The sequence below is a fragment of the Hominisplanchenecus sp. genome, assembly GCF_046967715.1.
Classification (GTDB): Bacteria; Bacillota; Clostridia; order Lachnospirales; family Lachnospiraceae; genus Hominisplanchenecus; species Hominisplanchenecus faecis.
This window is the reverse complement of the sequence record NZ_JBKVNQ010000025.1, coordinates 24,032-36,549: the sequence shown is the minus strand read 5'-3', so window position 1 is coordinate 36,549 and position 12,518 is coordinate 24,032. Positions and strand designations below refer to the sequence as shown.

Here is a 12,518-nt window from a genome sequence, read left to right as displayed (position 1 = left end):
CGGCAGCGGAAGCTCCGCTACCGCCATCCTTAAATGGTTAGCTATCTGTTATTTCTTTGTTGTAACAGTCTTAGTTTTTGACCAGCCTGAATAAATCCTTATGGATTTGCCGTTAATCTTAACTGTCTTATAGGTGCAAACTCTTACATAATATTTTTTCTTTGCCTTAAGCTTTTTAACGGTAGTCTTTGTAGTCTTCTGCTTCTTGATTGTTACGGTTTTCTTGTTCTTCTTGAATTTCTTATTGGTTGCGACTTGAACTTGATAGCCTGTTGTCTGTGTAGCCTGCTTCTTCCACTTTACTGTAAACTTCTTTGAACCTGCTTTAAGTGAGGAAATACTTGTTGCCTTTGGCTTGATTGTGAAATAAAGCGTCTTTGTTCCGCTGTATTTACCCTTAAAGGTAATCTTTACTGCGTACTTGCCAACATACTTTCTGCCTTTTGCATAAGACACAGTATAGTCAGTATTCTTAACAAGTGTCTTTCCTGTTCTGTCCTTAACAATAACCTTAGGTGTTCTAACCTTTCCGTTATATGTTAATGATGTTGCTTTAAGCTTTATGCTTGATGCCTTTGGAATTACTGTCGTTGAAAGAGTTTTCTTACATACCGAACAGTAATTTACTATCTTGCCGTTTGCTGTTGGGGTTGCCTTTGTTACGGTTTGCTTTGTGGTGTGGGCAATCTTAGCAATATTGCCCCAAGATGCAAGGTCGGTTATTTCCTTTGTACCGAGTACATCTTCATAGAACTTGCCACAACCTTCGCACTTGTAGTATGCTTCCTTACCGCCCTCTGTGCAGGTGGCAGCTTTCGCAGCAACCAAAGTCAGATTGTGAGTGTGCGGTACAGTTTTGTAATATCCGCAGGTGTCGCAAACATTGTCAGAACCGTAATCGTGAGCCGCTTCGTCCTTTTTGTCGTGGCAACGAGAACATTCGTGCCAGTGGTTTGTAGAATCGTATTTCCAATCAGAACCATATGCATGACCGAGAGCAGTATTCATCGCTACGAAGGTATCTGTTGTGCTGATTGCACCGCAGGAGCAGCTCTTGAAATATACTGCGTTGCTTGTGCAGTCAGCAGGGGTTTTAAGTGCTTCTGGTTTTACAGTTTCCTGATTATAGGTGTGCGTATGTGGAGCGTTCTTGTAGGTCGCTTTCACACTTACTGCACTTGCAGGCATAGTAAATGTTGTGGTTGCGCTATTTGCGTCTGCAAGGGTAATGCCGCCGCTTACAACTTCCCACTTATCAAATACCTTGCCGGACGGAGCTGCACCTGCGGTCAGAGTAACGGTTGTACCCATTGTTGCCTTGGTGATCGGAGTGCCTGCACCAACGGATGCAGTACCGCCTGTCACGGTTACATTGTACTCAACAGCTTCCCAAACTGCGGTTACGGTAGTGTTAGCAGTAACGGTAATCTTATCGCCAACCACCTTTTCAACACCGCCAACGCTCCAAGCCTTGAACTGCTTACCGGCAGGAGCAGTGAAGCCGTTTGCAGGAAGCGTGTATTTGCCGGAAATACCGGTCACATCTGCCATTGTGCCTGTACCGCCGTTAGCCGCAAAGAAGTTTTGCATTGACTGACAAATCTGCAAACATTGGGTCTACAATCATTGCTTTGGGAATTCTTATGAAATTAAACTGCTCTGCCTGAGCTCCATAATAATAATCAAATGTCATAACCATCACTCTTCCATTTCTCCAATAACTGGTAAATTATGTTCTCCATTTCTGCCTTTGTATAATTTTCAGGAAAATACTGCTTAAGTTTCTTCCTGGATATTGTAACCTTTGCACTCTGCTGAGTTTTCTCTTCCGATCTTTCAATGATGTCTGTTGATTTTTCCTTATTTTTAATTGCCTTAACCTGCTCTAAACTAACCTTATATCCAAGATTGAAATAATCTAAAATTTCCTGCTGTTCACTCTCGGACAATTCTGCTATTTCCACTGCAAGTTTTATGGCAATCTTTTTTTCATCTACCATTTCAAGTAACTCCGGTAACAGATTAGTAAGCTTTATGTATCGTGATACCTGTCTCCCTGACAAGCCATTTGCCTCTCCTACAACTTCCCTGCTTTCTTCTCCTTTTATTCCTTTATGTTGAATCGCTTCAAGTTTCATTTGAAATGCATATGCTTTTTCACTTGGAAGAATTTCTTCTCTTTGAATATTTGAATCAACCATTACAATTGTGGCATCGTCATCACTTAATTCCCTTATAATAACCGGCACCTTTTCAATTCCTGCAAGTCTTGCTGCGTGAGTTCTTCTGTGTCCCGATATTATCTCGTATTCTTCGTCATTTGTTTTCCTTACCAATATAGGAAGAAGTACACCTCTTTCCCTTATTGACTCTGTTAATTCTTCCATCTTTTCATCATCCGACACCTTAAATGGATGATTGCTAAAATCATGTAATTTATCTACATCTATTTCTTTTAATCCATCTGTTATTTCCACTTTCAATAATTCATCATAACTTGTTAATTTTATTTTTTCTCTTACTTTACTCATGTACAAGCACCTCCTCTGTTAATTCTTCATAACTTTTTGCCACCTTTCCCCTTGGATCATGAATATATATACTCTTTCCCTCAGCACTTGTTTCTGCAGCTCTTACTGACATTGGTATTCTGCTGTCAAATATTCCAATTGTTTCTCCGTAGGTGCTCTCTAATGCCTCTAATATGTCCTTTGTATAGTTAGAACGCATATCAACCATTGTCATAACCATACCTTCTATTTTTAGCTCCGGATTTATCTGTCTTCTTACTCTGCTTATCGTCTTTATTAACTGCTGTAATCCTTTTACCGGTAAATACGATGCCTGAACTGGAATTAGTACTGAATTGGCACATACAAGCGCATTAATAGTTATCATTCCAAGGCTTGGCATACAGTCAATGAGAATATAGTCATAGTTTTCTTTTATATTAGAAATAAATCTTTTCATTACTAATTCCCTGCTCATTACATTAACCATAGAAACCTCTAATCCTGCCAACTCTATGTTTGCCGGAATAAAATCAATATTTTCTTCATGTTTTAAAATTATTTTTGCATAATCGATTTCTTCCTCATTTACAACATCCATTAACACATTTGCCAATGAATACTCAATCTTGTCTGGTTCATCAATTCCAAGACTTACTGTCATGCTACCCTGTGGGTCTGCATCTATTAACACAACCCTTTTTCCCTTTCTTGCTAATCCAATACCTAAATTAACTGTTGTAGTAGTTTTTCCTACTCCACCCTTCTGGTTTGCTATTGCAATTACCTTACACATTTCTTTCTTCCTCCTTATACATTTTTTAGAATGAAAACTCATATCGGCTCTGATTATTGTGTTACATTTTCGTCTTACTAAAGAAACAGGAAGACTTCGCATCTAATTTGGTTGAACCAAAATTTTCCAAAATCAAACCAAAATAAACCAAAATTCTACGATAAGACGTGATAATTTATGATATTTTATGAATTTAAGATATTTTGCATTTTCAGGATTCAGAAAGCAAAAAAAATCCCTCAAACATACTAAAAATAGTACATTTAAGGGATTTTCTCCTCTATAATGTGGGTTTTCACCCGTTATAAAATAGAATTTTTTTTATAAAATCAAGTTATGATAACTTATGATTTATTTCATCTGTTTTGCAACTTCTTCTGCAAAGTTTTCTTCTTTTTTCTCCAGACCTTCGCCTGTTTCAAATCTTACGAAACCTTTGATTGTGATGTTTGCGTTATTTGCTTTTGCTACTTCCTGAACGTATTTACCAACAGACTGTTTTCCGTCTTCTGCTTTTACATATACCTGATCCAGCAGACAGATTTCTTTCAGCTCTTTGTTGATACGGCCTGCGATCATGCCCTGGATAACCTTTTCCGGTTTCTGGGATTCTTTCGGATCGTTCATGATCTGAGCCAGCAGGATTTCTTTTTCATGAGCAATGTATTCTGCACTTACTTCGCTGTCGTTTGTGTACAGCGGTTTCAGAGCTGCAACCTGCATTGCTACGTTTTTAGCCATTTCTTTTACTGCATCGTTTACAACGTCTGTCTCAACGTCAACCAGAACACCGATCTTACCGCCCATGTGTGTATAAGAAGCTACGAAACCGTTTTCTTCTGTAACCTGTGTAAAACGACGGATGTTCATGTTCTCGCCGATGGTTGCGATCTGATGAGCCAGTTCTTCTTTTACGGTAGCGGACTCGCTGAATGTCCACTCTTCTTCCATAAATGCATCGATATCTGCTGCTTTTGTGTTCAGAGCCAGTTCTGCAACCTGTGCAACATATCCCTGGAACTTTTCATTCTTTGCAACAAAGTCTGTCTCAGCATTTACTTCTACTGCAACAGCTTTTTTACCGTCTTCGGAAACTTTCAGCATTACGATACCTTCTGCTGCAATTCTTCCTGCTTTTTTCTGAGCGGTTGCCAGTCCTTTTTCTCTCAGGAACTCAACAGCCTTGTCCATATCACCGTCTGTAGCAGTCAGGGCTTTTTTACAGTCCATCATACCTGCTCCGGTCATCTCTCTTAACTCTTTTACCAGTTTTGCTGTAACTGCCATTTTATTTTCCTCCGGATAATAAGTGGTATATTTGCTTTGTATCTATTAATTATTCAGCTGCTTCTTCTGTTTCTGCAGCTTCTTCAGCTACTGCTTCTTCTGCACCCTGATTTGCTTCGATAACAGCGTCTGCCATCTTGGAAACGATCAGTTTTACGGCACGGATAGCATCATCATTACCTGGGATTACATAATCCAGTTCTTCCGGATCACAGTTTGTATCTGCAATACCGATCAGAGTGATACCCAGTGTATGAGCTTCCTGAACACAGATTCTTTCTTTTTTCGGATCTACTACGAAGATAGCATCCGGGATTTTCTTCATGTCTTTGATACCGCCAAGGTTTTTCTGCAGTTTATCCATCTCTTTTTTCAGAGCGATAACTTCTTTTTTCGGCAGTACATCAAAAGTACCGTCTTCCTGCATAGCCTCGATCTCTTTCAGACGTTTGATTCTGCTCTGGATGGTCTTGAAGTTTGTCAGCATACCACCAAGCCATCTTTCGTTTACATAGTACATTCCGCATCTCTCAGCTTCTGTCTTAACAGCATCCTGAGCCTGTTTCTTTGTACCAACGAAAAGAACGGTACCGCCGTCAGCTACGATATCTTCTACTGCTTTGTAAGCTGTGTCTACCATACCTACTGTTTTCTGCAGGTCGATGATGTAGATACCATTTCTCTCTGTGTAGATGTACGGAGCCATTTTAGGGTTCCATCTTCTTGTCTGATGTCCGAAATGAACACCTGCTTCCAGTAACTGTTTCATTGAAATTACACTCATGTCTTTTCTCCTTTTGGTTTTTCTTCCGTGTGCTTTTGCTTCCTAATCAACTGCCATGCAGCACCATCTTCAGAATCCACACACGTGATTATTTTTTGCCTCTGGTAGTGTATCATAAAAATTTTCCAAGTGCAAGCCTTTTTTCTGATTTCTTCGTGCTTATTCGTGACGCAGAGCATCGATCGGATCGAGGTTTGCGGCCTGTACCGACGGGAGCAGTCCGAACACGATTCCGATCACCATGGAAAACAGCACAGAGATCAGAATTGCCGGAATACTGATCGCTACCGGTGTCCCGGAAACTTTATGGATGACCTGTGCCAGGATATTTCCTGCGATCACTCCGATAATTCCGCCAAGACTTGTCAGCACAACCGCCTCCGTCAGAAACTGCGTCAGGATGCTGCGTTTCTTGGCTCCGATCGCCTTTTTCAGTCCGATCTCGCTCGTTCGCTCGGTTACCGATACCAGCATGATGTTCATAACGCCGATACCGCCGACCAGAAGAGAAATACTTGCGATCCAAATCAGCTGCGTGTTCATCGTGGCACTGGAACTCTGGATCTGTGCTGCAAGTTCCAGCACATCCGTTGCTTTGTATTTTACATCGTCTTCTTTTACATTCATGTAGCCATTCAGGATATCTGCACTTTTCTGTCCGACTTTTGTCATCGTCTCGGTGGATGATGCACGTACCACAACATTCTGCGGCTCGTCATACTGATACGGAATGCACCAGCATGCGGAAGGAATGTAGACCACGCCAAGACTTTCGTTTCCTTTATAGTTATTATATTCTTCAAAGCTATTGATCGTCGGCTCAAATTCTTCCAGTTTCTGTGCAATCCCGATGACCGTAAACGGCTCTTTGTTGATCTCGATCGTTTTTCCGAGCGGACTTTCCTCCTGAAACAGGCTTGTCGCTGCCGACTGATCCAGGATCACAACTTTATGGAATTCTTTGTAGTCCTCTTCCCGGAAGGTACGGCCGGTACGCACTACATAACCGGTCGTACTGAAATAATTGTTGTCTACGCCAAGTACCTGTGCTCCCTGAAGAGAGTTATTATTATAATAAATACTGTCGGCATAGCTTCTGCTGTAGTAGGCGGCGGCACTCTCCACACCGTCCACGTCTTTGATCTCCTGCAGAATATCATTCGTTATGGTCGGCACGCCGCTCGGTGCCTGTTCGTAATCCGACACCTGGATTTTTTCATCTGCACGGTAAAGCTCTATATCTACCGTATTATTTCCGCCGCCGATCAGATTCTGCTTGATCTGTTCGTTCGTTCCCTGAATCGTAGAAACAATGGAAATAATGGATGCAATACCGATAATAATACCGAGCATCGTCAGCATAGAACGCAGTTTATGCGACCATACACCCTGAAATGCCAGTCTTATATTTTCTAACACATTCTACCTCCTGTTTTCAACTGCACGGCAAGTACTGAAAAACGCATGCCCGATCAGTATAACTGATCTGCGAATCCGCTTCCTTCCAGTTCTTTTACCGGTGCACCTTCTTTTACTGCTTTTCCGTATGGAAAGGCGATCCAGTCTGTCTCACTGACTCCTTCTTTTACTTCAATATAGGTGGAATATAATGTCTGTCCTGTACGGACATACTGTTTCTTCAGTTTTTTATTTTTTCCTTCTATATATACATAGCTCTGCCCGTTTTCCATGCGGATCAGTGCTTTCGGCAGATAAACGGAAGATCCGTTTCCGCCGTTTCCTTCGATCTGGATATCCACGTATTCATGATTGATCAGATCATCAGAATCCTCAATATAGGCAGTAAAAGGATAGCTGGAAGCATTCGGATTGCTGTCTCCGCCATAATAATTGCCATCAGCGTTAGACGGATATTTGGAAATCTCTGTGATCTCTGCTGTGATCGGTGTACCGCTCTCCTGTGCCGTTCCGGTAATTGTGGAACCGACAACGACGTTTCCGAGATCCATCTCGCTGATGCTGCCCTTCACATACATTCCTTTGTTGCTTGTCACTGTCAGAAAAGCTTCTCCGTCAACCTGTCCGACTTTCGGATCGCCGACGGTTTTCACCACACCGTTGATTGTTGCCTTCACCGTAGCCTCATCCAGTTTTCTCTGTGCCTGGCTGACACTGACTTCCGCATCACGGATATCCAGCTCAAGTTCCTTGATTTCTTTTTCTTTTTCGGCGATCGCCTGTTTGAGTTCCGATACGGTATAAATGCCATCACCCGGTTCAAACGGACCATCACCCGGATCGTCTGGTTCATCCGGATCGTCCGGTTCATCCGGATCATCGTTCTGCGGATCCTGGATATCCGGCACTTTTTTGGTAATGCCCTGGCTGGTAAAGATCCAGGTCACATCCGGAGCATAGGCTTTGCCTGCATCGATCGTTCCGTTGATCGTCACGGATTTGATATATCCGCCCGCCAGAGAATCTCCCTCTCTGATCTGCAAAACTGCATAGCAGCCTTTTCCGTCTTTATTCACACCGCCTTCTTTTCTGGAACTGCCATCGGTATTGAATCCAAGGATTTTGTTCATGAAAGATGCCGAAACCTCTGCTCCTTCTTTGCAGAGATACACATACGGATCTTTTTTCGTTCCGCTTCCTTTATAGTATTTCGTCTTATAATCCAGTTTCTGGTACGCCTTTGTCTTTGCAAGCGGAGAATCTTCCGTCTCTTCTTCTGTTTCTGGCTCGGATTCCGTTTCTGCCGGATATGCCGGCTCCGTGGAAGGCGTCGTGCTTTCCGGCGTCTGGCTTTCAGTCTGCTGCGTTGTCTCCCCGCCGACCGTTCCGGTGCTGTCACTGCCATCGCTGTTTCCGTCAATGACCTGCACATCCGCACCTGCTGCCGTGGAAACCAGTGAAACATTATGTTTCACAATCGTTGCCCTGGCTTCCTCATATCCATCTGCTCCACTGTCATCCAGATCATCTGAACTGTCATCCGGCTCATCCAGAAGAGAGGCACCGGATGAGCTGCCTTCACTGTCTGGCACTGGTGTGATCTTCTTTAATTTTTCCAGATCATTTTTTGCTCCCTGCAGTTCCAACTCCTGAATCTGTTTGTTGATCTGTTCTTCTTCCAGATTCAGCTGCAGAAGGGTCTTGTCATATTCCAGAAGGGTATCGCCAATCTTGACTTTGTCACCCTTTTTCACATAAACTTTCTCTACCACGCTGTCGCTTTCCAGATAGACATCCTGAGAAGCATTTGCCGTAACATAACCGCTGGTTGAAGTGCCTTCATCCCACCAGCCGCTGTTCAGGTAAGATACCTGCGTGACATCCACGGCACTGCCGCCGCCTCTTACTGCTCTTGCGATCCCCGTGATTGTGATCGCACACACCAGTACCGCTGCCGTTATGATCATCACATTCTTTTTCTTCAAAGAGTTTCCTCCTTTCGGTCACGTTCTGAAATCTCACCGTCAAAAATGTCAACGATCCGCTTTGCACACTGTGCCACATGGCTGTCGTGCGTGATCATGACAACGGTAACTCCTTCGTCATTTAACTTCTGGAAAAGCTCCATGACCTGATGACTGGACTTGGAATCCAGTGCACCGGTCGGCTCATCCGCCAGAAGGATTTCCGGATTGTTGACGATCGCCCTGGCGATTGCTACACGCTGTTTCTGACCTCCGGAAAGCTGATTCGGGATAAAATTCATACGGTCAGAAAGTCCGACCTTGTCAAGTGCCGCCGCCGCACGTTTCATACGCTCTGCTTTCGGTACGCCCGCATAGATCAGCGGCAGTGCAACATTATCCAGTGCAGTCTGTCTTGGCAGAAGCTGAAACGTCTGAAATACAAAACCGATCGTATTGAGCCTTAGATCCGCCAGATCATTGTCTTTCATACCGCCCACCATATGACCGTCCAGGATGAATTCTCCCTTTGTCGCACGGTCCAGGCAGCCCACGATATTCATAAGCGTGGACTTTCCAGAACCGGACGGACCCATGATCGCCAGATATTCTCCTTTCTCTACCTGGAGATTGATATCCTTCAAGACCGGAACAACCATGCTGCCCTGAATATAGTCTTTATATATATGTTTCAATTCCAATATCACTGTCTTTTCCTCCAATGCCGCATTATTCTGCACTTGCAGGACGATCTCCGGTTTCTGCTGCCCCGTCCGGCATGCTGCCTGCACTGTCATCTGCACTGTCGTCCGGATAATCTTCTTCATCCGGCATATTATCATCCGCACTGTTTATCATATCGGATGCACTTCCGGCCTCCTTTGGCATAACATCCTCGTCAGATCCTCCTATGATCTCTCCATCATCAGATCCGTTCATGACATCCGAATCCACACCACCATCCATACTTCCATCAGAGCCATCATCGCTGTTTCCATATATATCTTCGATATTTTTTGTTACTTTTTCGCCCTCTGTGATGGAATCTTCCGGGTAAGCGATATAATCATCCTCCGTCAGACCGTCCGTGATCTGATACTGATCGAGTTTTTCATCATATTCGCCAAGCGTTACTTTGCGTTTTTCGATCTTATCGTGTCTGCCGGCTGCCCAGACGTAAGGATCCTGTCCGTCTTCCTGGATGATATAATAGCTTGTCAGCCACAGGCCCTCTCTGTTTTCTGTCTGGCCTTCGTCTTTTTCCACATAAACATGCTGTCCGAGCATCAGGTCACTGTCATCCTCCAGATCAATGTAAAACGGATAGTTGCTGGAACTTGTCGTATCACTTGAAGAAGAACTGCTCATATAATAGCCGCTGTCGCTGTTTTCCTCCGGATGCTCCAGATCGATCGTGCTTACGGTACCTTTCCAGGTCTGGTTTTCGTCTACACGGGAATGTACGATTACGGCATCACCTTCATTTAAAGAAGTACGGTTCTGTTCATTTATCGTACCTTTGATGCGGTAATGTCCGGTCGATAAAAGCGTCATATACGCATTGGAATCATCCGAAGAAGAGCCGGAATATCCGGCACTGTCATCACTGGAATTGTTGATGGATTTTACGACTCCGTCGATCTCACTTGTCACTTCTGCTTCCTGAATGCTCTTTTTAAGCTGCTCGATCTCCTGCTGCGTGCTTTTCAGCTCGTATTCGCTCTTTTTCTGGTTGTTCTGGGCAGACTGGATACGCACAGTATAATCCAGCTGATCTTCGCTGGACGCATTTGCTTTTTCTTTCTGAAGTGTTGCAATATTTGATTTGTAAGTTTCGATATCCATCTTAATGCGGTCGATCTCGATCTCTTTGCTAGAAAGGTTCTCCTCCGCTTCTGATGTATCATAAATAAAAAGCTTCTGGCCCTTTTTGACCTCATCGCCTTCTTTTACATAACATTCTTTTACCTTTTTGTCGGATGACTGTTTGATCGTCACCGTTTTCTGCGGCTCCACCACACCTGCGAAACGGTTCAGCTGTCCGGTACCGCTTCCAAGTCCCATGATCGATGTCACAGAATCCACATACACCAAATCTCCACTGTCTGAAGAACCGGATGAATGTCCCTTCAGAAAAACAAATCCAAAGATTGCCGCAACAAGGATCACGCCTGCCGCAGTCCCCCCTATGATCAATTTCTTTTTATTCATATTTACCTCCTGCCTCTGGTTTATAAACAGATATTTCTCTGACCCGTACAGTATAACACATTCCCTTTTTATTGAATACTTAATTTTCTTTTAAAGTTTGAACGTTCTGTATTCACACTTCACTTTGCCATCAAAAAGGCTCCCGCATATGCAGGAGCCTTCCGGATATTTTATTCGATTTTTTAGATCAGCGGATATTTCTCCGTCAGACCTTTCACCAAAGCTTTTGCCCGTTTTGCAGCATTTTCTTCCTCTTTCAGCACGATGGCGATCGCTTCTGCGATCACATCCATGTCTTCGGTATTCATGCCTCTTGAGGTGACAGCTGCCGTTCCAAGTCGGACACCACTCGTCACAAAAGCGGATTTCGGATCGTTTGGTATAGTATTTTTATTGCAGGTGATGTTGACCTCATCCAGCAGGTTTTCTGCTTCTTTTCCGGTCTTTCCAAGGTTGGTCAGATCCACCAGCATCAGATGATTTTCCGTCTTTCCGGAAACAATGCGGATGCCGCGTTTTGTAAGACCGCTGCAAAGTGCCTGGGCATTGTCAATAACACCCTGAGCATATATCTTGAAATCATCTGACAGTGCTTCTTTAAAGCAGACAGCTTTTGCTGCGATCACATGCATCAGCGGTCCACCCTGTGTGCCAGGGAAAATAGCTTTGTTAAAGTTAAATTTCTTTGCTGTTTCTTCGCTCGAGAGGATCAGACCGCCTCTTGGTCCACGCAGCGTTTTGTGTGTTGTGGTCGTTGTCACATCCGCATACGGGATCGGGCTTGGATGGAGTCCTGCTGCCACAAGTCCTGCGATATGTGCCATATCCACCATCAGATACGCACCGACTTCATCGGCGATCTCGCGGAACTTCTTGAAATCGATGATCCTTGCATAGGCACTGGCACCGGCTACGATCAGTTTCGGATGACATTCGTTTGCGATCCTTCTGACTTCTTCGTAATCGATCACGCCGTCATCGTTTACGCCATACGGTACAATGTTAAAATATGCACCGGAAAAATTTGCTGGGCTTCCGTGTGTCAGATGTCCGCCGTGTGCAAGGTTCATGCCCATCACGGTATCTCCCGGCTTTAACATGGCAAAAAAGACTGCCATATTTGCCTGTGCTCCGGAATGTGGCTGTACATTGGCATAGGTGCATCCAAACAGTTCTTTGGCACGGTCAATGGCAAGCTGCTCTACCTCATCCACACACTGACACCCGCCATAATAACGTTTGCCAGGATATCCTTCTGCATATTTATTCGTCAATGGGCTGCCCATGGCTGCCATGACAGCTTTGCTTACCCAGTTTTCGGAAGCGATCAGCTCAATGTGACTGTTCTGACGTTCTTCTTCTTTGATGATACAGGATGCGATTTCCGGGTCTACGGATTTTACTTCATCTAACGAATACATATCTGATCCTCTCTTTCTGAAGTTTTATTCATTTGCAAGTTTGTTTAAATATATATAACTTTTGCAAAAATGTCAAGATGTTTGACAATATCTTTGATATCGGATAAAATAAATTTAAATTTGCTA

Annotated in this window: 10 protein-coding genes; all 10 read right to left on the bottom strand. The window is 43.7% G+C overall.

All coding sequences use genetic code 11. The features are described 5' to 3' along the window. Positions 1-48: 48 nt before the first annotated feature. The 10 genes from ACLTL4_RS05385 to glyA all read right to left on the bottom strand — a co-directional run bounded on the left by ACLTL4_RS05385 (position 49) and on the right by glyA (position 12,392). Positions 49-1,551: an InlB B-repeat-containing protein gene (locus tag ACLTL4_RS05385; protein WP_243860840.1), complete on the bottom strand. Its 1,503-nt coding sequence runs from the start codon at positions 1,549-1,551 to the stop codon at positions 49-51. A 131-nt stretch (positions 1,552-1,682) separates the two neighbouring features. Beyond that, positions 1,683-2,531: a ParB/RepB/Spo0J family partition protein gene (locus tag ACLTL4_RS05380; RefSeq protein WP_147631215.1), complete on the bottom strand. Its 849-nt coding sequence runs from the start codon at positions 2,529-2,531 to the stop codon at positions 1,683-1,685. Beyond that, positions 2,524-3,306, bottom strand: a complete 783-nt coding sequence (locus tag ACLTL4_RS05375; protein WP_147631214.1) for a ParA family protein — start codon at positions 3,304-3,306, stop codon at positions 2,524-2,526. The genes ACLTL4_RS05380 and ACLTL4_RS05375 overlap by 8 nt, the downstream gene beginning before the upstream one ends. Before the next feature lie 351 nt (positions 3,307-3,657). Continuing rightward, a complete protein-coding gene (tsf, locus tag ACLTL4_RS05370) occupies positions 3,658-4,593 on the bottom strand; it encodes a translation elongation factor Ts (RefSeq protein ID WP_022119470.1) in 936 nt (311 codons plus the stop codon). Positions 4,594-4,642: 49 nt separating this feature from the next. Beyond that, positions 4,643-5,377: a 30S ribosomal protein S2 gene (gene rpsB / locus ACLTL4_RS05365; protein ID WP_147631213.1), complete on the bottom strand. Its 735-nt coding sequence runs from the start codon at positions 5,375-5,377 to the stop codon at positions 4,643-4,645. A 159-nt stretch (positions 5,378-5,536) separates the two neighbouring features. After that, the gene (locus ACLTL4_RS05360; RefSeq protein WP_215659029.1) at positions 5,537-6,796 is read right to left on the bottom strand and encodes an ABC transporter permease; all 1,260 of its coding nucleotides are present in this window, start codon (positions 6,794-6,796) and stop codon (positions 5,537-5,539) included. Positions 6,797-6,849: 53 nt separating this feature from the next. Next, positions 6,850-8,781, bottom strand: a complete 1,932-nt coding sequence (locus ACLTL4_RS05355) for a biotin/lipoyl-binding protein (RefSeq protein WP_022120052.1) — start codon at positions 8,779-8,781, stop codon at positions 6,850-6,852. Beyond that, on the bottom strand, positions 8,778-9,467 hold the full coding sequence (locus ACLTL4_RS05350; RefSeq protein ID WP_022120053.1) for an ABC transporter ATP-binding protein: 690 nt from the start codon (positions 9,465-9,467) through the stop codon (positions 8,778-8,780). Before ACLTL4_RS05350 ends, ACLTL4_RS05355 begins: the two co-directional genes overlap by 4 nt. A 22-nt stretch (positions 9,468-9,489) precedes the next feature. Next, positions 9,490-10,971 (bottom strand): efflux RND transporter periplasmic adaptor subunit, encoded by a 1,482-nt coding sequence (locus ACLTL4_RS05345; RefSeq protein ID WP_173866784.1) that lies wholly within the window; start codon positions 10,969-10,971, stop codon positions 9,490-9,492. Between the two features lie 182 nt (positions 10,972-11,153). Continuing rightward, the gene (glyA, locus tag ACLTL4_RS05340; RefSeq protein WP_022120055.1) at positions 11,154-12,392 is read right to left on the bottom strand and encodes a serine hydroxymethyltransferase; all 1,239 of its coding nucleotides are present in this window, start codon (positions 12,390-12,392) and stop codon (positions 11,154-11,156) included. Positions 12,393-12,518: the final 126 nt, after the last annotated feature.